The organism is Mameliella sp. CS4 (genome assembly GCF_019392335.1).
Classification (GTDB): Bacteria; Pseudomonadota; Alphaproteobacteria; order Rhodobacterales; family Rhodobacteraceae; genus Antarctobacter.
Genome location: NZ_JAHXRQ010000004.1, coordinates 239,530 through 260,392, shown reverse-complemented (window position 1 = coordinate 260,392; position 20,863 = coordinate 239,530). Strand labels below are relative to the sequence as shown.

The window sequence follows — 20,863 nt, the reverse complement described above, 5'->3', positions numbered from 1 at the left end:
GGGAGAGGTCCCGGGGCAGGCCCGGGACGGGGCCTCACCGGCGTTCAGCGCATGCCCAGCAGGCGCGCGGCCAGGCTCAGCTCGACCACCGTCATCAGGATGCGCGCGACATGATGCAGGCTGACCAGCGCCGGATTGGCGGCGAGGCTGAGCGCGACCACCGACATTTCGGCCACGCCACCGGGTGAGAAACTGATCAGCAGGTGCAGCCATTCGATTCCGGTGATCTGCCACAGCAGCGCCGAGAGCAGCCCACCCAGCACCAGCATGTAGGCCACCGAGACCAGCGCCAGCCAGGCGCAGCGGCGCAAAAGCCCCATGTTCACGCCCTTGAACCGCATTCCCAGGCTGACGCCGATCACCAGCTGCGCGGCGGCGATCAGCCAGATCGGCAGGTGCAGGTCCAGCACGCCCGTCACCGTGGCCAGCGCGGCCAGGATCATCGGTCCGCTCAGCTGGGCGGCGGGCAGACGGATCAGCCGCGCGAGATAGAGGCCCAGCCCCGCCGCCAGCGCGATCGTCACCAGCGTCAGCGGTGTCACCTGCGACTGGCCCATCGCCGACTGCAACCCCGCCGCGCTGCCCACAGGCGCCCCCATCCAGAGCGACAGGCCCAGCGGCAACAGCGTGATGACCACGATGATGCGCAGGAACTGCTGAGCGGTCAGGATGCGGATGTCCGCGCCCGCGCCTTCGCCCATGACGATGCTTTCCATCAGTCCGCCCGGCGTGCCCGAGTAGAAGGCGGTGGCGCGGTCATAGCCGCCAAGATAGCGAAAGATCGCCATGTTCCCGAAATGGGCCAGCACGACAAAGACGACCAGCCCGGCCATCGTCCAGGGCAGCTTGCCCGCCAGGACCACCAGCTCCGCCGTGACCTGGGTGCCGATCATCACCCCGATCAGTGCGACGAAGCCGGTCCGAAACTGCATCGGGAAACTGTAGTCTTCCAGGATGCGCGGTGCCCAGAGCAGGACGACGAGGGCCGATGAAAACAGGCCGCCCAGCATCCAGGGCATGGGAAGATGCGCGTAGGTGGCAAGAGTTCCGCCAAGCGCACCGAAACACAACATGAGGGCGGTCTGCCAGACCAGGCGAAATGAGGGAACGTGTGGCATGTCGTTTGAATAGGGCGGTCACGGAAAAGGTTCAATGCGGACCGGATTTCCTTTGGCGACAGAAGGCTCTAACTCTGGGGGCATGTCCAGTCCCGTCTTCATCGGCTCGCGCATTTACCGGGGATCGGTCTATGGGCCGCGCCACCCGCTGTCGATCCAGCGGGTGCCCGCGGTGACGGATCTTTCGCGCGCGCTGGGTTGGCTGCCCGAGGCGCGCTATCGGACATCGCCCCGCGCCAAGCCGGTGGCGCTGACAGGGTTCCACACCCCAGCCTATATCGCCGCGTTGCAGGCCGCCGAGGCTGCGCAGCAGGTCAGTGACGAGGTGCGGGCGCGTCACGGGCTGGGCACCCTGTCGAACCCGGTTTTCCCCGAGATGTACCGCAGGCCCGCGACCGCCGTGGGGGGCGGTCTATTGGCGGCGGAACTGGTGCGCGACGGCGGGATCGTGCACAATCCGGGCGGCGGCCAGCATCACGGCCTGCCCGATGCCGCGGCGGGCTTCTGCTTTTTGAACGAGCCTGTCCTGACCATCCGTCGCCTGCTGGAGATGGGGCTGGGTCGGGTGGCCTATGTCGATATCGACGCGCATCATTGCGACGGCGTCGAACTGGCCTTTGAGGGCAGCGAGCGGGTGCGCATGATCTCCATCCACGAGGCGCGGCGCTGGCCCTTTACCGGCGCGCTGGGGGACAGGGCGGGCGGGGCGGCCTTCAACCTGCCGGTGGCGCGCGGGTTCAACGACACGGAATTTGCCTTTGCGCTGGAGGACATGATCCTGCCGGCGGTAGAGGCGTTCCGGCCAGAGGCGATCTTTCTGCAATGTGGGGCGGATGCGCTGGCCGAGGACCCTCTGGCGCGTCTTGCGCTCTCCAACCGCAGCCATGTGGCGGCGGTCCGGGCCTTGCGCCAGATGGCGCCCCGCATGATCGTCTCGGGCGGGGGCGGGTACAATCCCTGGACGGTGGCGCGCTGCTGGACGGCAGTCTGGGGTGAAATCACCGGTGAGGATGTCCCGGAGCGCCTGCCGCCAGAGGCTGAGGCAGTGCTGCGCGGGCTGGATTGGCACCGCAAGGGGCGTCCCGATCCTGCCTTGTTCACGACGCTTCTGGACTTTCCGCGCGACGGAGCGATCTCTGACGACCTTCGGGCAGACGTGGCCCGGTTGCAGGCACGGCTCAAAGAGGCCGCCTGAAACATGCGATGGCAGGGGGATTGGAGCGGGTGAAGGGAATCGAACCCTCGTATGCAGCTTGGGAAGCTGCCGTTCTACCATTGAACTACACCCGCAGCGACGCACTGGATACCGCAGGACCCGAGGCGGTTCAAGATCAAACCGATCCGTCAAACCATTGCCCAGGTGGGTCCGGGATGGTTCCGCCTGCCTGGCTTTTCCTCTAGACCCTTATCCAAGAACCAAGACCGGGAGGACCTGAACCATGACGCTTGCACTGCCTGATACCGGCACTTTTGTCGGCCGCGCCTGGCGACCCGATCGCAACGGCCCCGCGCTGATCGCGCGGCGGGGCGCCGAGGCGGTCGATATCACCTGCCGGGAGGTGCCGACCATGCAGGCGCTCCTCGACCTCGACGACCCGGTGAGCTTTGCGCAAAACGCGCCCGGCGACAGTCTTGGTGCGCTGGAGGCCCTGGCGGAGGCCTCCGGCGAAGATCCGCAGGGGCCGTATCTGCAGGCACCCTGCGACCTGCAGCCGGTCAAGGCCTGTGGCGTCACCTTCGTCTCGTCGATGCTGGAACGGGTGATCGAGGAACAGGCCAAGGGCGATCCGGCCCGGGCGCTGGCGATCCGCGAACGCTGTACCGCCATCCTGGGCGAGAGCCTGCGCGGGGTGGAACCGGGATCGGACAAGGCCGGACAGCTCAAGGAGGTGCTGATCGCCGATGGTGTCTGGTCGCAATACCTGGAAGTGGGCATTGGCCCCTATGCCGAGGTCTTTTCCAAGGCGCAGCCCATGTCCGCTGTGGGGTTCGGTGCCAGTGTCGGGCTGCACCCGGTCTCGACCTGGAACAATCCCGAACCCGAGATCGTGCTGGCCTGCGACGGGCAGGGGCGCATCCGGGGCGCGACACTGGGGAACGACGTGAACCTGCGTGACGTCGAGGGGCGCTCGGCGCTGCTGCTTGGCAAGGCCAAGGACAACAATGCCTCCTGCGCGGTGGGGCCGATGCTGCGTCTCTTCGACGAAAGCTATGGGCTGGACGACGTGCGGCGGGCGGAACTGACGCTGACCGTGACCGGGACGGATGGCTTTGTCCTGAACGGATCCAGCAGCATGTCCGAGATCAGCCGCGATCCCGAGGACCTCGTGGCGCAGACCTGCGGCGCGCATCACCAGTACCCGGACGGGTTCTTCCTGATGCTGGGCACGCTCTTTGCCCCGACTGAGGACCGTGACATCCCCGGCGAGGGGTTCACCCACAAGCTGGGCGACGTGGTCGAGATTTCCGAGCCGCACCTGGGCAGCCTGCGCAACACAGTGCGACTGTCGACCGAATGCGCGCCCTGGACCTTCGGCACCTCGGCGCTGATGCGCAACCTCGCGGGGCGCGGTCTGCTGTAAGGCCTGCGCGGCGCGGGACTACCCGCGCCGTCGCCTGCGGCGTCCGCCGCCGTCCTCGCCGCCGGAGTTGAAGCTGACCTGCGGCAGGGTGACGATCTTGTTCAGCTCCGGGAAAGCATCGGTGGCGTGCGGGATCGCGTTGGCGTTGACGAAGTGTTCCTGGAACTTCGGTTCGATCGCAGTTTCGACCTTGGTAATCTCGCGCACCACGCGCTCGATCTCGCGCCGGGCGGCCAGGTTGCACAGGGCGATGCGCGCGCCGGTGCCCGCCGCGTTGCCCGCGCTTGTGACCTTGTCCAGCGGCACGTCCGGGATCATGCCCAACACCATGGCGTGCTGGGGCGAGATATGGGCGCCGAAGGCGCCGGCCAGAACCACCCGGTCGACCTTGTCGACGCCACGGGTGTCCATCAGCAGGCGCGCCCCGGCATAAAGCGCCGATTTGGCCAGCTGGATGGCGCGGATATCGCCCTGTGTCACGGTGATGCGCGGCCCGCCCTCGGCGGTGGCGTCATGGATCAGGTAACTGTGGGTGCGGCCCTCGGCAACGCAACGATCCGTTCCGGTCTGGGCCGGTCCGCCGATCAGGCCCGAGGGGTCCAGCAGACCTGCGGTGCGCAACTCTGCCACCGCCTCTATGATGCCCGATCCGCAGATGCCGGTGATGCCGGTCGCGGCGGTTTCCTCCCAGAAGCCTTCTTCGTTCGACCACTTGTCACAACCGATGACGCGGAAACGGGGTTCCTTGGTCTCGGGGTCGATGCGGATGGCTTCGATGGCGCCGGGGGCAGCACGCTGGCCGGAGCTGATCTGCGCCCCTTCAAAGGCGGGGCCGGTGGGCGAGGAACAGGCCAGCACGCGGGTCTTGTCGCCCAGCAGGATCTCGGCGTTGGTGCCCACGTCCACGACCAGGACCAGGTCTTCGGACTTGCCCGGTTCCTCTGACAGGGCGACGGCGGCGGCGTCGGCGCCGACATGGCCCGCGATGCAGGGCAGGATGTAGACCTGCGCCGAGGCGGGCAGAGAGGTCAGGTCGAGGTCGCGCGCTGTCAGGGTCAGGGAATTGGAGGTGGCGAGTGCAAATGGCGCCTGTCCCAGCTCGACCGGGTCGATGCCCAACAGCAAGTGATGCATCACCGGGTTGCAGACAAAGACCGTTTCCAGGATCAGCGATGGCGCGATCCCGGCCTCCTTGGCGATTTCCACCGCCAGCGTGTCGATGGCCTCACGCACGGCGCGGGTCATCTCGACATCGCCGCCGGGGTTCATCATCGAATAGGACACCCGGCTCATCAGGTCTTCGCCAAAGCGGATCTGCGGGTTCATGATGCCCGAGGAGGCGACGACCTCACCCGTGTCCAGGTTGGTCAGATGCGCCGCGATGGTGGTCGAGCCGAGGTCGATGGCCAGACCGTAGATTCCGCCCTCGTGCAATCCCGGCCAGGCGGCGATCAGGTGCGGGGTGGCCTCCGCCGCGGATTTGTTGAGGGCAACGGTGATCTTCCAGTCGCCCTTGCGCAGGATCGGCTGCAACTGGCCCAAAAGCGAGACGTCTGCCGTGATCCCGGGGATGTCCCATTGCGCCTTGAGCGCGCGGGCAAGACGTTCCAGGTCACCCGTCGGTTCGTGCATGTCGGGCTCTTCGACCTCGACGTAGAAGATCCGCGTGGCGGGGTCCATCTCGATGACGCGGGCGGTGGCGGCCTTGCGCACGACCTGGCGGTGGACCTGGCTTTCGGCGGGCACGTCGATCACCACGTCGCGCTGAACCGTGGCCTGGCAGCCAAGGCGGCGCCCGGGTTTCAGCCCGCGTTTCTGGTCATAGCGTTCCTCGACCTTGTTCCAGTCCGACAGGGCGTCCTGCGCGACGTGGACACCGTGTTTCGGGAAATCGCCATAGGCGGGCGTGATCTGGCATTTCGAACAGATGCCGCGCCCGCCGCAGACGGAATCGAGGTCGACGCCCAGCTGGCGGGCGGCGGTCAGGACGGGGGTGCCGACGGGAAAGCGGCCGCGCTTTCCGGACGGGGTGAAAACGACAAGCGGATCTTTGGTCATAAAGCGAACCTCCGGGTTGGGCGGACCATAGCGGCTGCACCGGCGAGGGAAAGACGCAAGGCGTCAGGATCAGGGCAGAAAGCGGCAGAACGCGCCGGGCGGCGGCCCGGCGTGGCAAGAGACGGCGGGGCGGCGGTCAGCCCTGTTCCAGCCAGCGCAGGATCTCGCCCCGGTTGCCGTCGAGGTCGGGCGCGGGGGCGCGCGACTTGGGGTCAGGGGCATCGGTCATCTTGATCGGGTTTCCGGCGGCCGTGTAGGCCTGCCGCCCGTTCTTGTCGAGGATGTCCACCACCATGTTGCGCGCCAGGATCTGCGGGTCCTTCAACACTTGCGACACGTCCTGGATCGGTCCCGTGGGAATGCCCGCCGCAGTCAGCCGAGAGATCCAGTAGGCGCAGGTATTCTCCAGCGTCACGGCTTCGATCAGCCGTTTCAGCAGGCGGGCGTGTTTGCAGCGCGCGGGGTTGGTGGCAAAGCGCGGATCGTCCGAGATCGGCAGGTCCAGCGCGATGCAGAGTTTCTCGAACAGCCGGTCGTTCCCCGCGGCGATCACGAACAACCCGTCCGAGGCATGGAAGGTCTCGAAGGGGGTGATCGAGGGATGCCGCGCGCCGGACGGTCCGGGCGCTTTCCCGGTCACGGTGGTCAGGGCGACCGCGTGTTCCAGGATGGCCAGCTGGCTGTCCAGCATGGCCACGTCGATCTTGCGCCCCAGGCCGGACCGGTCGCGGTCCAGCAGCGCGGCAAGGATTCCCTGCGACAGGAACATGCCCGCCACGATATCGCCGATCGAGGCGCCCACGCGCACCGGGTCGCGGTCCTTTTCGCCGGTGATCGACATCACCCCGCCGCGCGCCTGCACCACCATGTCATAGGCCGGGCGACGCGCATCCGGGCCGGTATGGCCGAACCCCGACACCGCGCCATAGACCAGGCGGGGAAAGGCGGCGTGCAGATCCTCCCATCCGTAGCCCAGCCGCTCCATCACGCCGGGGCGGAAGTTTTCGACGATGACGTCGGCGCGGGCCAGAAGCCGTTCGAAGATCAGCCTGTCCTCGTCCGCCTTGAGGTTCAGCGCGATGCTCTTCTTGCCGTGGTTGATGGCGGCGAAGTAGGCGGATTTCCCGTCCTTGAACGGGGGGAAAGCGCGGGTGTCATCCCCCCCCGAGGGTTGTTCGACCTTGATCACTTGTGCCCCCATGTCCGCAAGCGTCATGGTGCAGAAGGGGCCGGCAAGGACATGCGTCAGGTCAAGAATGACGTATCCGGCAAGGGGGGCGGTCATGGGCGGGTCCTGTTCTGGGTCGGGTGCTCTGCACCACACAAACGCGACAAGGCGGTGACGGCAAGGCCTGTGAGCGGGGCTGCGCGAACCTTTGCGGGAGCGCGGCGGATTTGATGCGGATTTCAGCCTAGGGTCTGGGCAGCCCCGCGTGAAAGACAAAGCCCAGCAGGTTCATCAACAATTGCGCGGCGAGGATCGACGTGCTGCCGGTCGGATCGTAGTCCGGCGCGACCTCGACCAGGTCAATGCCCACGACAGGGTGAGTGCGGACCGCCTGTTGCAGGATTTCGAGTACCTCATAGTAGAGGAATCCGCCGTGGCTGGGCGTGCCCGTGCCCGGCGCGATCGAGGGGCAGAAGGCGTCGATGTCGATGGTGATGTAGATCGGCACGCCTTCGGGCAGCCGGGCGGCGGTGGCCTCGGGGCCCAATTTGCGCACCTGCCGGACTGACAAGATGTCGGACCCACGCGCGCGGGCGTCCTCGTAGCCCTCGCGCGCGGTGGATGACACGTTGCGGATGCCCAGTTGGGTCAGCCCCGTGACCCAGGGTTTTTCGGCCGCCCGCCGCATCGGATTGCCGTGCCCGCGGGTGACGCCGTGGCGTTCATCGACGAAATCCAGGTGCGCGTCGATCTGCAGGACATGAAAGGGGGCGCGGCCCTCGTAGGCCTCGATACAGGGGATATTGACGGAATGATCGCCGCCGATGGTGACGGGCAGGGCGCCCGCTTTCAGGGCGGCCTCGACGCCGCGGCGGATATTGGCGTGGCTGGTCAGGGTGTCGGTATGGACGATGTCGGCATCGCCCATGTCGACCAGCCGCACGCCGTCCAGGTAGGTCACGTCGTCCTCATGGTCATAGGCGCCCGCGTGGCCAAAGCTGAACAGGGTCGAGGCGTCGCGCACGCCGCGCGGGCCAAACCGTGCCCCGGCGCGCCATTGCGTTCCGGCGTCGAAGGGCGCGCCAAGGATCGCTGCGTCCGCCTGCAGGTCCGCCCAGTCGGGCTGATAGGGGGCCTTGGCAAAGGTGCAGATGCCGGTGAACGGAAGGTTCAGCCGACCGGATTCGTAACCGTGACTCATGTGGCTCTCCTTGGTTGGCACCAGCCTAGACGGAGGCGCGCGCGCAACAAGGGGCTTTGCATGTTGCGACCGAAATTAACGTTCAGGTTGAATTGTTTCTCTTGAGCTCAATTTAAATATGTTTACCCTGCGTCATGCGGATACAATCTGTGATTGCATGGAAGGGGACTTGAATGAAACTGTTGAAAAGGAAGAGCGGATCTTTGGTGGTGCTGGCCCTGGCCGGCCTGCCGCTGGCGGCCCTGGCCCAGGACTATGGGGTCGACATGCCGGCAGAGCCCGCGCCGGGAGTGCGTTTCCCGACGCCGGAGGCCGAGATCGACGCCTGGATTCGCGCCCAACCGCAGGATACGGACGCGATTCACGCCCATGCCTGGGGGATCTGGGCCGGACTGACGAAACCGGTCGAAGGGGAGGGCGCCTATGCCCGGCTGACCTACCAGACCTGGTTGACAAAGGCGGATGTGATCGACGTCTTTACCGGAGAAGCCCCGGAAGATCAGTTCCGGCTGGGCGAGTCGAACCAGATGTTCAAACACGGCCTGGTTGACGGGTTTATCGCCAACAACGCGCAGGAAAAGAAGGACGGGACCGAGCCGGTGAAAAACGCTGCCGGGATCATCGTCAACACCGACGTTTTGGAAAACGTCGCCTACAGCCCGCCCTCGGCGCAGTACCTTCTGGACACCGGCACCGGCAAGCCGGAGGTGCTGGATCGGTTGCTGGAACTGGGCGACAAGGTGCGGTTTCCCGACGCGGCAGTGAACGTCAAACCGGTCTACAAGCTGATCACCGACGACCGGATCACCGAATGGACCGGCGAAGATGGCCGGACCCGCAGGCTGTACGCCTTCACCGCCTGGCCCGGAGAGCCCGACCTGGCCAACTGGACCCCGGACATGAAACAGGGCGGCTATCCCGAAACGCTCTGGCAGCAATGCGTCTATGTCGACCTCGACCTTCAGGGGCCGACGACATCGACCGGTGTTGATGTGAACTGCAAGAGCCCGTCCGAGGGGAACATCTATTCCGTGGATGATTTCATCGCGGTCGATCTGAAAAAGGAGGATGCGGCCTTCGTCAACAAGGCGACCGGGGAAAGCCGGGACCTGACCGGCGGGAAGACCTCCATCGCCCTGCTCGTGGCCATGCATGTCACCTCGCGCGAGACGACGCAGTGGACATGGCAGACCTTCTGGTGGGAGGCGGATGCCGCCCGGCCCAATAGCCCCTCCAGCGCGGCAGTGGCCTCGGCCCGGCCCGACACGCTGACCACCCAGGCGGCCCATTACGCGATGGCGCCGGCCTATTCGATGCTGGTGCCCGCCCAGCCCCTGGTGGGCGGCAAGAACGTCGGCGCGCTGGTGACGGCCTTCAATCCCTACCTCGAGGCGGGGTTCGGCACACCTGTGATCGGCATCACCGAGACGGTGCAGATTCCGGACGGCTCTGATGGCTGGACCACAACCACGACCGACATGGGCATCCAGACCAACTGCATGACCTGTCACGGTCTTGCGGCCTGGGGTGGGCGCGGCACGGGCTATGCCGCGAATTTCTACGTGCCGCGCGACTACTGGGTCTTTGACACGGCGCTGGACGTGGATTTCGCCTGGTCGGTGCAGGCCATCGGCGAGGCGGTCGAGAAAGCTGAAAAGAAAAAGGCCGAAGCGACCTCGGACTGAACGGGCCGGGACATCACGGATCGTTGCAGGCGCCCCGTGGGGCGCCTGTTTCACGTTTTGTGCGTCACGTCGGCGGTTGCCCCGGACCGCTGGCTGTCGCACTCTGCCGCCGTCAGGTGCCCCGCAAGGGGAGAATCGGGAAGCCGGTGCAAGACCGGCGCGGGCCCGCCGCTGTAAGGGGGATGGAGCGGACAGATGCCACTGGGGTCAGCCCCGGGAAGGCGTCCGCCCCGGCAAACCCCAAGCCAGAAGACCGGCCTGACGACATGGAGCGGCGCGGTGGAACGCGTCCGGTCGCTGTCAAATGCGGAGTCCATCATGCCCGAACCCTATGTCGTGTCCGAAACGGCGCGCCCCTCTACCGCACCCGAACAGGGGCACCCCCCTGCAAAGCCTGAACAGGCGCGAGAGTTCACGCCGACTGAACGGCAGGCGCTTTACGATGTCATCAACGCGCGCAGGGACGTGCGCAACGAGTTCCTGCCCGATCCGGTCGATCCTGCAATGCTGCGCCGGGTGCTGGAGGCGGCCCATGCGGCCCCCTCTGTCGGGTTCATGCAGCCCTGGAATTTCATCCTGATCCGCGATGCGGCGCGACGGAGGGCGGTCCATGCGGCCTTCGAGGCCGCCAACGCCGAGGCCGAAGCCATGTTCGAGGGCGAGAAACGCAGCCACTACGCCGCGCTGAAACTTGAGGGGATTCTCAAGGCGCCGCTCAACATCGCCGTGACCTGCGACCGGACGCGCGGCGGTAAGGTGGTGCTGGGGCGCACGCACAATCGCGACATGGATCTTTATTCGACGGTTTGCGCGGTGCAGAACCTTTGGCTGGCGGCGCGGGCCGAGGGGCTGGGCGTCGGCTGGGTCAGCATCTTTCGCCAGCAGGATTTGCGCAACCTTCTGGATTTGCCGGAAAATGTCGAGCTCGTGGCCTATCTGTGCGTCGGTCATATCGACGAGGCTTTTGCCCAGCCGGAGCTGCAGGCGCGGGGCTGGCGCAAACGGCTGGATCTCGACGCGTTGATCATGGAGGACCGGTGGCAAGGCCCGGATGGGGCCGGGGGGTGAGACCCGGTGCCGCGCGCCCTTTCCTTTCCCCGCTGCGCATGCGATAGGGACGCGCCAACCGATCCCTCCCAAGGAGTGCCCCAATGGAGATTCGCGAGGCCCTGACCTTCGATGACGTCCTGCTTGTTCCCGCGGCCTCGAACGTGTTGCCGTCGACGGCAGATACACGGACGCAGGTGACCAAGTCGATTGCGTTGAACATCCCCCTGCTGAGTTCCGCGATGGACACGGTAACCGAAAGCCGGATGGCGATCACCTTGGCACAGGCCGGCGGCATGGGGGTGATCCACAAGAACCTCGGGATCGAGGAGCAGGCGCGCGAGGTCCGGCGGGTCAAGCGCTTTGAAAGCGGCATCGTCTACAACCCCGTCACCCTGCGCCCCGACCAGACCCTGGGCGATGCGCGGATGCTGACAGAGCGCTACGGCTTTACCGGGTTCCCGGTGATCGACGAAGCGCATCGCGTCCTCGGCATCGTGACCAATCGCGACATGCGCTTTGCCGAGAATGACGGCACGCCCGTGCACGCGATGATGACCCGGGACAACCTCGCGATCCTGACCGAGCCAGCGGATCGTGAAGAAGCCATCAACCTGATGAAGGCGCGGCGGATCGAAAAGCTGCTGGTGACCGACAAGGACGGCAAGCTGACCGGGCTGCTGACGCTGAAGGACACGGAAAAGGCAGTGCTGAACCCGACTGCCTGCAAGGACGGTCTGGGTCGTTTGCGCGTGGCCGCCGCCACAGGAGTGGGCGATTCGGGCTATGAACGCTCGCAGGCGCTGGTGGATGCGCAGGTCGACATCATCGTGGTGGACACGGCGCATGGCCATTCCGCCGGTGTGCTGGAAGCGGTCGAACGCGCCAAGCTGCTGTCGAACCAGGTCCAGGTGATCGCGGGGAACGTGGCGACGGCGGATGCGACACGCGCCCTGATCGACGCGGGCGCCGATGCGGTCAAGGTGGGGATCGGGCCCGGCTCGATCTGCACGACGCGCATGGTGGCGGGTGTCGGCATGCCGCAGCTCACCGCGATCATGGAATGCGCGGCCGCTGCCGGTGACGTTCCGGTGATTGCCGATGGTGGCATCAAGTTCTCGGGCGATTTCGCCAAGGCCATTGCGGCGGGTGCCTCCTGCGCGATGGTCGGCTCCATGATTGCGGGGACGGATGAAAGCCCGGGCGAGGTGATCCTCTACCAGGGCCGGTCCTACAAGGCCTATCGCGGCATGGGCAGCCTGGGTGCGATGGCGCGCGGCTCTGCCGACCGTTATTTCCAGAAGGACGCCGCCAGCGACAAGCTGGTCCCTGAGGGGATCGAGGGGCAGGTGCCCTACAAGGGGCCGGCGGGCGTCGTGCTGCACCAGCTGGTCGGCGGTCTGCGCGCGGCGATGGGCTATACCGGCTGCGCCACGGTCGAGGAGATGCGCCGCAACTGCACCTTTGTGAAGATCACCGGCGCGGGGCTGAAGGAAAGCCACGTGCACGACGTCCAGATCACCCGCGAAAGCCCCAACTACCGTATTGGGTGAGCGCCGGTCCTGGCTTTGCCCGGCAAACTCTCCGGTGGAGAGTTTGAGGTGCGAACGGGCGGAGCCCCGGCCCGGAGGGAGCGCCGGTCCGGGCTTTGCCCGGCAAACCCTCCGGTGGAGCGTTTGAGGCACAAACGGGCGATGCCCCGGCCCGGACTGCGGGCCGGGAACGGGTCTCGTCAAATTTGTTCCGCTGGGCTAGGCAGGGCGAATTGACCCTACGGAGATAAGCCCATGACCCCCGCCGCACGCGTGCAGGCCGCCATAGACCTGTTGGACCGGATCGCCGCCGGGCAGGCGGCGGAACAGGCCCTGACAAGCTGGGGACGCGCCGCGCGCTATGCCGGGTCCAAGGATCGGGCCGCGGTGCGGGACCTGGTCTTTGACGCGCTGCGCTGCTGGCGCTCGTCTGCGGCCCTGGGCGGCGGCGACACCGGGCGGGCCCGCCTGTTGGGCCTGCTCCGTCTGCGGGAAGAGGACCCCGCCGCCATCTTCACCGGGCAGGGACATGCACCGGCCCCCCTTGACGAGGACGAGCTGGCCGCCGGACAGCCCCCGCAAGGCGCGGCGGCGCTGGACCTGCCGGATTGGCTGGCGCTGCGGTTCCGGGACAGCCTCGGGCCTGCCGCAGAGGCGACGGCGCTGGCCTTGCGGTCCCGGGCAGAGGTTTTCTTGCGGGTCAATCTCTTGCAGGCAACGCCGCAGTCGGCACTGGCGCGTCTGGCCGAGGACGGAATCCGCGCCGAACCGCATGACCTGTCGCCCACGGCTCTGCGGGTGACGGAGGGCGCGCGCGGGATCATGCGCTGCGGGGCCTATCTCGACGGTCTTGTGGAACTTCAGGATGCCGCCAGCCAGGCGGTGGTCGACCTGCTGCCGCTGGAACCGGGCATGCGCGTGCTGGACTATTGCGCCGGCGGCGGCGGCAAGGCTCTGGCGATGGCGGCGCGGATGCAGGGCGGGCCGGTGGTGGCCCATGATGCGGCCCCCAAACGCATGGTCGACTTGCCGGCGCGTGCCGTCCGGGCCGGGGCGGATGTCCGCATCGCGGCCAAACCAAAAGGCGATTTCGACCTTGTTCTCTGTGACGTTCCCTGTTCCGGCAGTGGCGCCTGGCGTCGCGCGCCCGAGGGCAAGTGGCGTTTGACCGAGACGCGTCTGGCAGAGCTTTGCACCATCCAGGCCGAAATCCTAAATCAGGCGGCCGGGTGCGTCGCCAAGGGGGGCGTGCTGGCCTATGCGACCTGTTCGGTGTTGGCCGAGGAAAACGCCGCGCAAGTCAGTGGGTTTCTGGACCGGTCGCCTGGCTGGACGGTCGAGGTTCAGCGGCAATTCCTTCCGGAAACGGGCGGAGATGGCTTTTTTGCCGCAGTTCTTCGTCGGACCGCGTCCTGAAAGACACAACTTTGACGCGAATGCCCGCGACGGTTAACGTCCCCTTAACGGTCTACGCTGGCATTATGTCAGGACTCGAATCGTGATCCCGGGGGGCAAGGTGGAAGCTGCGATCGACATCGCGCAGAAACGACAGAACGGCATGACACCGATCATTGGCGCAGCGGCGCTGGTTGTATTGGCGACGCTGTCCCTGTTGATTTCCCAGGTGGCCACGGTGCGCTCGATCCAGGTCGTTGCGCTTGCGGCCACGGGGGCGTTCGGCTGTCTCGCGGTGGTCTGGCTGGTGGTTGACCGGGTCTCAGGTGGGCGGCGAAAGCGGCGCCTGGCCCTGCTCGCGGATTTCATCGAGACTGAACCGGCCTTCTGCTTTCTCACGGATGCCGAGGGCGCCGTGCTGACAAGCAACCGCGCCGCGCGTGAACGCTTTGCGAGCGAGGGCATCAGCCAGTTGTCGAGCTTGCTGCGCGACGTCTTTGCCAGTTCCGAGGGCATCATCTATCGGCTGCAGCAAAAGGCCCTGAACGAGGGCGCGGCGGTTGAGGATGTCACCAGCCATTCCGAAGGCTATCGGATCTACGTGCGCGCCTTTCGGCCCGACATGATGCTGTGGCGGCTGGAGAACGAATCGCAGCGAGCAGGCGGGCGGACGCGGGCAGACCTCGCGGTGATCTCTCTCGGGCGTAACGGCGCCGTGCTCTACATGAACCCGGTGGCGCGTGACCTGGTCGGCCAGCGGGTCAAGCGGCTGGACGACATCTTTGCGGACCTGCCATTGCGCACCGACGGGGTGCATTGTCTCAAGGGCGCCCATGCCGGGCAGAATGTGCTGGTCCATAGTGCCGATATCGGCGGCGGGCGCCAGGAACTGGTGCTGTCGCCCATTGCCGAGGATTCGGGGCGCCAGGACCTGATGGGCAGTTTCGATGGCCTGCCGGTGCCACTGCTCAAGGTGGCCTCGGACGGTCGTGTCCTGCGCGCCAATCCCGAGGCCCGACGCCTGCTGAACCTGGGGCAGGGCGACCCGGGCCACCTTGCCGAGCACATGGAGGGGCTGGGTCGCGCGATCAAGGACTGGTTGCAGGAGGCCGCCGATGGTCGTGGGCTGCATCGGTCCGAGTTCCTGCGCCTGACGCGGGCCGACCGCGAGGTTTTTGTCCAGGTCACCCTGAACCGCGTGATCGAGGACGGAGAGACGGCGCTGATCGCCGTTCTCAACGACGCGACCGAGCTCAAGACACTGGAGGCGCAATTTGTGCAGAGCCAGAAGATGCAGGCCATCGGCCAGCTTGCGGGCGGTGTTGCGCATGACTTCAACAACCTGCTGACAGCGATTTCGGGACATTGCGACCTGTTGCTGCTCCGGCATGACCAGGGCGATCCGGACTACGGTGACCTGGTCCAGATCAACCAGAACGCCAACCGAGCGGCGGCGCTTGTCGGGCAGCTTCTGGCCTTTTCGCGCAAGCAGACCATGCAGCCCGAGGTCATGGACCTGCGCGACACGCTGTCCGATCTGGCCCATCTGCTCAATCGGCTGGTGGGGGAAAAGGTGCGGCTGACGCTGAAACACGATCCCGTCCTGCCGACCGTGCGCGGCGACCGCAGGCAGTTGGAACAGGTGATGATGAACCTGGTGGTCAATGCCCGCGACGCCATGCCCGAGGGCGGCGAAATCGTGGTCGAGACAGAGCGCCGGGAACTGGCGGAGTCGATGACTCGCGACCGCGCGGTGGTGGCGCCGGGGCTTTACGTGTCGGTCCGGGTGACGGATGAGGGCATGGGCATCCCGCAGGACAAGCTGCAGAAGGTCTTTGAGCCCTTCTTCACCACCAAGCGGACGGGCGAGGGGACGGGGCTTGGCCTGTCCACCGTCTATGGTATCGTCAAGCAGACCGGCGGTTTCATCTTTGTCGACAGCGTGGTCGGGCAGGGCACGTGTTTTACCCTGCTGTTCCCGGCTTTTGAGGCGCCCCGACAAGAGGCCGTGGCCATCGAGCAGAAGGCCGAGCGCAAGCTGCCCGAGCAAGGGTCGGGCGTGGTTCTCTTGGTCGAGGATGAGGCCCCGGTCCGGGCCTTCGCGGCCCGCGCCCTGCGCCTGCGTGGCTACACGGTGATCGAGGCGGAAACCGCAGAGGATGCACTGCAGACGCTGGATGACGATGATCTGGCCGTGGACATTTTCGTGACCGACGTCGTAATGCCGGGGATGGATGGGCCGACCTGGGTGCGCAAGGCGCGGGAACGGCGGCCAGATACGCGGGTGGTCTTTGTCTCGGGCTATGCCGAAGACGCCTTTGGCGAAGGCAGCGAGGAGATCCCCAATTCCGTCTTCCTGCCCAAACCCTTCTCTCTGTCGGACCTGACAGAGACGGTGCACCAGCAGCTCAATTGACGCAAGCGCGCTAGGTCGCCCTTTCCCAGGTCTCGAAATCCGCGGCACACTTGCGCCGCAGCTTGGTGGCGATCTCCGGGGACAGCGACAGGTCCCGGCGGGGCGAGACGTTTTCGCGCGGCAGGTCGATGGTCGTGCCCAAGCGCTCTTCGAGGAAGGCCAGCAACCCGGCCTGGTTCTCATAGCGGAACAGGTGGCGGACAGAGATACCGTTGGGGCGCGGCTCGACGAACTTGGCCTGGCTGCCGACATTCGCGAAAGGGGGCCGCTCTCCCCGCGCATAGGCTTCGCAGAATTGGTCAAAGCTGAGACCGCGAGTCGAGGTCGGCTTGCCCTCAAGGAAATCGCGCTGCCGGTACCTGTACCACGATCCAAGCCAGTCCACCGGTTCGCGGATCACGGCGAGCAGTTCCATCTCGCCACCGACTTTCTCGAACATCGGGCGGAAGAACCGGTTGTACCGATAGACCGGCGCATGTTTCAACTCGGGCGGATCAGAGACGACCATGGAGGCCAGCGGTGCAAGCGCCCGCGCATAGGCCGAGGTGCCGGTCTTGGGGACCGCCAGCATCACGAGGCGCGCTTTCCAGAACACGAGCATTCGATTTGTTCCTGTTTCGGTAACCTTGCCTTAACCCTCGCGCGCCAAGCTGGGAAGAGAAAGAATTCACTTGAATTGTTCACGGTTTGATCCCATAGATTTGGGAACAAGAGGTGAACGAAAGCAGCGATTGCCGCGCTCGCCGGCATATGGAATAAGGATCGAAACGCATGGCAACGGCAGATCTTCTGAGCATGGACAACAAGCGTAAGGCCGAGAAACAGAAGGCCCTGGACAGCGCATTGGCCCAGATCGAACGACAGTTCGGCAAGGGCTCTATCATGAAACTGGGTGGCGACAATCCGATCAAGGATATCGAGGCCACGTCGACCGGCTCGCTGGGGCTGGATATCGCGCTGGGAATCGGCGGGCTGCCCAAGGGCCGGATCATCGAGATCTACGGCCCCGAAAGCTCGGGCAAGACGACGCTGACGCTGCACTGCGTCGCCGAGGAACAGAAAAAGGGCGGCGTCTGCGCCTTTGTCGACGCCGAACACGCGCTCGACCCGCAATATGCGAAAAAGCTGGGCGTCGATCTGGACGAACTGCTGATCTCGCAGCCCGACACCGGCGAACAGGCGCTGGAAATCACCGATACGCTGGTGCGCTCGGGCGCGGTCAGCATGGTTGTGGTCGACTCGGTCGCCGCACTGACGCCGAAATCGGAACTCGAAGGCGACATGGGCGACTCGAGCGTCGGCGTGCAGGCCCGCCTGATGAGCCAGGCGATGCGCAAGCTGACCGGCTCGATCAGCCGCTCGAACTGCATGGTGGTCTTTATCAACCAGATCCGGATGAAGATCGGCGTCATGTTCGGCTCTCCCGAAACGACGACGGGCGGCAACGCCCTGAAATTCTATTCCTCGGTGCGGCTCGACATCCGCCGCATCGGCTCGATCAAGGACCGCGACGAGGTCGTCGGCAACCAGACCCGGGTCAAGGTCGTCAAGAACAAGGTGGCGCCGCCGTTCAAGCAGGTCGAATTCGACATCATGTATGGCGAGGGCATCTCGAAGATGGGCGAACTGCTGGACCTGGGCGTCAAGGCCGGCGTCGTGGACAAGTCCGGGTCCTGGTTCAGCTACGGCGATGAGCGGATCGGGCAGGGGCGCGAGAACGCCAAGACCTACCTGCGGGAAAACACGCGTGTCGCGCTGGAGATCGAGGACAAGATCCGCGCCGCGCACGGGCTGGATTTCGACCTGCCCGAGGGGGACCCGGACCTGACCGAGGATTGATCCCTCGATATGACGGACAGGCATGGGGCGCTCTTTCGGGGCGCCCTTTTGCTGTGCGGTGCAGGGGCAACAGGCGACTGTGGACACTTGCGGACGGCGCCGCTACATCTGCGCCGATCACTCGCCCGCAAAGAGGCCCGCAATGGCAAGCCTGAACGACATTCGCTCGACCTTTCTGACCTATTTCGAAAAGCAGGGACATGAGGTCGTTGACTCCAGCCCGCTGGTGCCGCGCAACGATCCGACGCTGATGTTCGTCAACTCGGGCATGGTGCAGTTCAAGAACCTCTTCACCGGGGTGGAAAAGCGCGACTACAACCGCGCCACCACCTCGCAGAAATGTGTGCGGGCGGGCGGCAAGCACAACGACCTCGACAATGTCGGCTACACGGCGCGCCACCATACCTTCTTCGAAATGCTCGGGAATTTCTCCTTCGGTGACTATTTCAAACCCGAGGCGATCCCCTTTGCCTGGGAACTGGTGACCAAGGAATTCGGCATCGATCCCAAGCGCTTGCTGACCACCGTCTATCATACCGATGACGAGGCCTTTGAAATCTGGAAGAAGGTCGGTGTGCCCGAGGACCGGATCATCCGTATCGATACCTCGGACAACTTCTGGCAAATGGGCCCGACCGGCCCCTGCGGCCCCTGCACAGAGATCTTCTACGACCACGGCGACCACATCTGGGGCGGCCCTCCGGGAAGCCCCGAAGAGGATGGTGACCGCTTCATCGAGATCTGGAACGTCGTCTTCATGCAGAACGAGCAGTTCGAGGACGGCTCGATGAAGGCGCTGGACATGCAATCGATCGACACCGGCATGGGGCTGGAACGGATCGGCGCACTTTTGCAGGGCAAGCACGACAACTATGACACCGACCTGATGCGCAGCCTGATCGAGGCCAGCGCCGACGCGACGAGTGTCGATCCGGACGGGCCGGGCAAGATGCACCACAGGGTGATCGCCGACCACCTGCGCTCGACCTCCTTCCTGATCGCGGACGGGGTGATGCCCTCGAACGACGGGCGCGGCTATGTGCTGCGCCGGATCATGCGCCGGGCCATGCGCCACGCGCACCTGTTGGGCGCGCAGGATCCGCTGATGTATCGGCTGGTGCCCGCGCTGGTGCGCCAGATGGGCCAGGCCTATCCCGAACTGAACCGCGCCCAGGCGCTGATCGAGGAAACGCTGAAGAGCGAGGAGACCCGGTTCAAGGCGACGCTGGATCGTGGGTTGAAGCTGCTCGACGACGAGCTGGCCGGGCTCGACGGGGACGCGCCGTTGCCGGGGGCTGCGGCCTTCAAGCTTTATGATACCTATGGTTTCCCGCTGGACCTGACGCAGGACGCGCTGCGCGAGAAGAACCGCGAAGTGGACGTCGAGGGATTCGATACCGCGATGGCCGAGCAGAAGGCGCGCGCCCGCGCGGCCTGGAGCGGGTCTGGCGAGGCGGCGGATGCGACCGTCTGGTTCGACATAGCCGACACGCATGGCGCCACAGATTTCCTCGGGTACGACACCGAAACAGCCGAGGGCCAGGTGCTGGCGTTGGTCGTGGACGGCAAGGCGGTGGGCAGCCTGAACGCCGGGCAGAGCGGCTGGATCGTCCTGAACCAGACACCGTTTTATGGCGAGGCCGGGGGCCAGGTTGGCGATACCGGCTGGCTGCGCCGGCTGGAGGACGAGGACGACAGCGCCACGGTCAGCGACACCCAGAAAATGGCGGGCGGCAAGGTCTATGCCCATCATGTCACCGTGGATCGCGGCACTTTTGCCAAAGGCGATGCGCTGCAGCTGGAGGTGGATCACGGGCGTCGTTCGGCGATCCGGGCCAACCATTCGGCCACGCACCTGCTGCACGAGGCGCTGCGTGAACGGCTGGGCGACCACGTCGCACAGCGTGGGTCTCTGAACGCGCCGGACCGCCTGCGGTTCGATTTCAGCCACGGCCAGTCGCTGAGCCTGGAGGATCTGCAAAAGGTCGAACGCGACGTGAACGCCTTTATCCGGCAGAACGCGCCGGTGAGTACCCGGATCATGACACCGGATGACGCGCGCGAGATCGGTGCACAGGCGCTGTTCGGCGAGAAATACGGCGAGGAAGTGCGCGTGGTCTCGATGGGGACGCAGGCGGGCTCTGGCAAAGGCACCGACGGGCAGACCTATTCCATCGAACTCTGCGGCGGCACCCATGTGCGCCAGACCGGCGATATCGGCCTGTTCGTGACCCTGGGGGACAGTGCGTCCAGTGCGGGCGTGCGACGGATCGAGGCGCTGACCGGCGCTGCGGCATTCGACTATCTCACCCAGCAGGATCACCGCCTGGCCGAGGTGGCGGGCGTCCTGAAGGCCAGCGCCGTGGATGTGCCGGGCCGGGTCAAGGCGCTGCTGGAGGACCGCAAGAAGCTGGAGTCCGAAGTGGCCCAGCTGCGCCGCGAACTGGCGATGGCCGGTGGCGCGGGGCAGGGCGCGGGTTCGGATGCGCGTGAAATCAACGGCGTAAAGCTGGTTGCTCAGGTGCTGAACGGGATCACGGGCAAGGACCTGCCGCCGCTGATCGACGAGCACAAGACGCGGATCGGGTCCGGCGCGGTCCTGTTGATCGCCGACGCTGGCGGCAAGGCAGCGGTGGCGGCCGGTGTGACCGATGACCTGAAAGGCTCGCTGTCGGCGGTGGATATCGTCAAGGCAGCGGTGGCCGAACTGGGTGGCAAGGGCGGCGGTGGCCGTCCCGACATGGCCCAGGGCGGCGGTGCCAGCGCAGAAAACGCCGAGGCCGCGATCAAGGCCGCCGAAGCCGTCATTGGAGGAAAATGAA

Annotated in this window: 14 protein-coding genes, 1 tRNA gene and 1 riboswitch; of the genes, 9 read left to right on the top strand and 6 right to left on the bottom strand. The window is 65.8% G+C overall.

Going from position 1 to position 20,863, the window contains the following annotated elements; genetic code table 11:
* Positions 1 to 44 precede the first annotated feature (44 nt).
* Positions 45 to 1,073, bottom strand: a complete 1,029-nt coding sequence (locus KZZ07_RS08125; protein WP_255564221.1) for an AbrB family transcriptional regulator — start codon at positions 1,071 to 1,073, stop codon at positions 45 to 47.
* A gap of 127 nt (positions 1,074 to 1,200) precedes the next feature.
* Here KZZ07_RS08125 and KZZ07_RS08120 point away from each other — a divergent pair, with 127 nt between their 5' ends.
* The gene (locus KZZ07_RS08120) at positions 1,201 to 2,313 is read left to right on the top strand and encodes an acetoin utilization protein AcuC (protein ID WP_219513403.1); all 1,113 of its coding nucleotides are present in this window, start codon (positions 1,201 to 1,203) and stop codon (positions 2,311 to 2,313) included.
* Between the two features lie 21 nt (positions 2,314 to 2,334).
* Here KZZ07_RS08120 and KZZ07_RS08115 read toward each other — a convergent pair.
* Positions 2,335 to 2,408 (bottom strand) — tRNA-Gly (locus KZZ07_RS08115).
* Between the two features lie 149 nt (positions 2,409 to 2,557).
* Here KZZ07_RS08115 and KZZ07_RS08110 point away from each other — a divergent pair.
* Positions 2,558 to 3,700 carry a fumarylacetoacetate hydrolase family protein gene (locus KZZ07_RS08110; RefSeq protein ID WP_219513402.1) on the top strand — a complete coding sequence of 381 codons (1,143 nt, stop codon included), beginning with the start codon at positions 2,558 to 2,560 and terminating at the stop codon, positions 3,698 to 3,700.
* Positions 3,701 to 3,718: 18 nt separating this feature from the next.
* Here the strand turns inward: KZZ07_RS08110 and KZZ07_RS08105 are convergent, their stop codons facing one another.
* The 3 genes from KZZ07_RS08105 to KZZ07_RS08095 all read right to left on the bottom strand — a co-directional run bounded on the left by KZZ07_RS08105 (position 3,719) and on the right by KZZ07_RS08095 (position 8,127).
* Positions 3,719 to 5,758 (bottom strand): ASKHA domain-containing protein, encoded by a 2,040-nt coding sequence (locus tag KZZ07_RS08105; RefSeq protein ID WP_219513401.1) that lies wholly within the window; start codon positions 5,756 to 5,758, stop codon positions 3,719 to 3,721.
* Between the two features lie 136 nt (positions 5,759 to 5,894).
* On the bottom strand, positions 5,895 to 7,043 hold the full coding sequence (locus KZZ07_RS08100; protein WP_219513400.1) for a CaiB/BaiF CoA transferase family protein: 1,149 nt from the start codon (positions 7,041 to 7,043) through the stop codon (positions 5,895 to 5,897).
* 127 nt (positions 7,044 to 7,170) lie between these two features.
* The gene (locus tag KZZ07_RS08095) at positions 7,171 to 8,127 is read right to left on the bottom strand and encodes an agmatinase (RefSeq protein ID WP_219513399.1); all 957 of its coding nucleotides are present in this window, start codon (positions 8,125 to 8,127) and stop codon (positions 7,171 to 7,173) included.
* A gap of 173 nt (positions 8,128 to 8,300) precedes the next feature.
* On the opposite strand from KZZ07_RS08095, the gene KZZ07_RS08090 reads away from it, so the two are divergent.
* The 5 genes from KZZ07_RS08090 to KZZ07_RS08070 all read left to right on the top strand — a co-directional run bounded on the left by KZZ07_RS08090 (position 8,301) and on the right by KZZ07_RS08070 (position 16,202).
* Entirely contained in the window at positions 8,301 to 9,812 is a 1,512-nt protein-coding gene (locus KZZ07_RS08090) for a hypothetical protein (RefSeq protein WP_219513398.1), read from the top strand.
* A gap of 97 nt (positions 9,813 to 9,909) precedes the next feature.
* Positions 9,910 to 10,088, top strand: a riboswitch (cobalamin riboswitch).
* A gap of 42 nt (positions 10,089 to 10,130) precedes the next feature.
* Positions 10,131 to 10,880 (top strand): 5,6-dimethylbenzimidazole synthase, encoded by a 750-nt coding sequence (bluB, locus tag KZZ07_RS08085; protein WP_219513397.1) that lies wholly within the window; start codon positions 10,131 to 10,133, stop codon positions 10,878 to 10,880.
* An 83-nt stretch (positions 10,881 to 10,963) separates the two neighbouring features.
* Entirely contained in the window at positions 10,964 to 12,412 is a 1,449-nt protein-coding gene (gene guaB / locus KZZ07_RS08080; RefSeq protein WP_219513396.1) for an IMP dehydrogenase, read from the top strand.
* Between the two features lie 234 nt (positions 12,413 to 12,646).
* Positions 12,647 to 13,807: an RsmB/NOP family class I SAM-dependent RNA methyltransferase gene (locus KZZ07_RS08075; RefSeq protein ID WP_219513395.1), complete on the top strand. Its 1,161-nt coding sequence runs from the start codon at positions 12,647 to 12,649 to the stop codon at positions 13,805 to 13,807.
* A 142-nt stretch (positions 13,808 to 13,949) separates the two neighbouring features.
* Entirely contained in the window at positions 13,950 to 16,202 is a 2,253-nt protein-coding gene (locus KZZ07_RS08070) for a hybrid sensor histidine kinase/response regulator (RefSeq protein WP_219513431.1), read from the top strand.
* Between the two features lie 10 nt (positions 16,203 to 16,212).
* Here the strand turns inward: KZZ07_RS08070 and KZZ07_RS08065 are convergent, their stop codons facing one another.
* Positions 16,213 to 16,803 carry a gamma-glutamyl kinase gene (locus tag KZZ07_RS08065; RefSeq protein ID WP_219513394.1) on the bottom strand — a complete coding sequence of 197 codons (591 nt, stop codon included), beginning with the start codon at positions 16,801 to 16,803 and terminating at the stop codon, positions 16,213 to 16,215.
* Positions 16,804 to 16,973: 170 nt separating this feature from the next.
* Here KZZ07_RS08065 and recA point away from each other — a divergent pair, with 170 nt between their 5' ends.
* Together recA and alaS are read left to right on the top strand one after the other, a co-directional pair.
* Complete coding sequence (gene recA, locus KZZ07_RS08060; RefSeq protein ID WP_219513393.1) at positions 16,974 to 18,041, top strand: recombinase RecA; 1,068 nt, start codon at positions 16,974 to 16,976, stop codon at positions 18,039 to 18,041.
* A 142-nt stretch (positions 18,042 to 18,183) separates the two neighbouring features.
* Positions 18,184 to 20,862 (top strand): alanine--tRNA ligase, encoded by a 2,679-nt coding sequence (alaS, locus tag KZZ07_RS08055; RefSeq protein WP_219513392.1) that lies wholly within the window; start codon positions 18,184 to 18,186, stop codon positions 20,860 to 20,862.
* Position 20,863 lies beyond the last annotated feature (1 nt).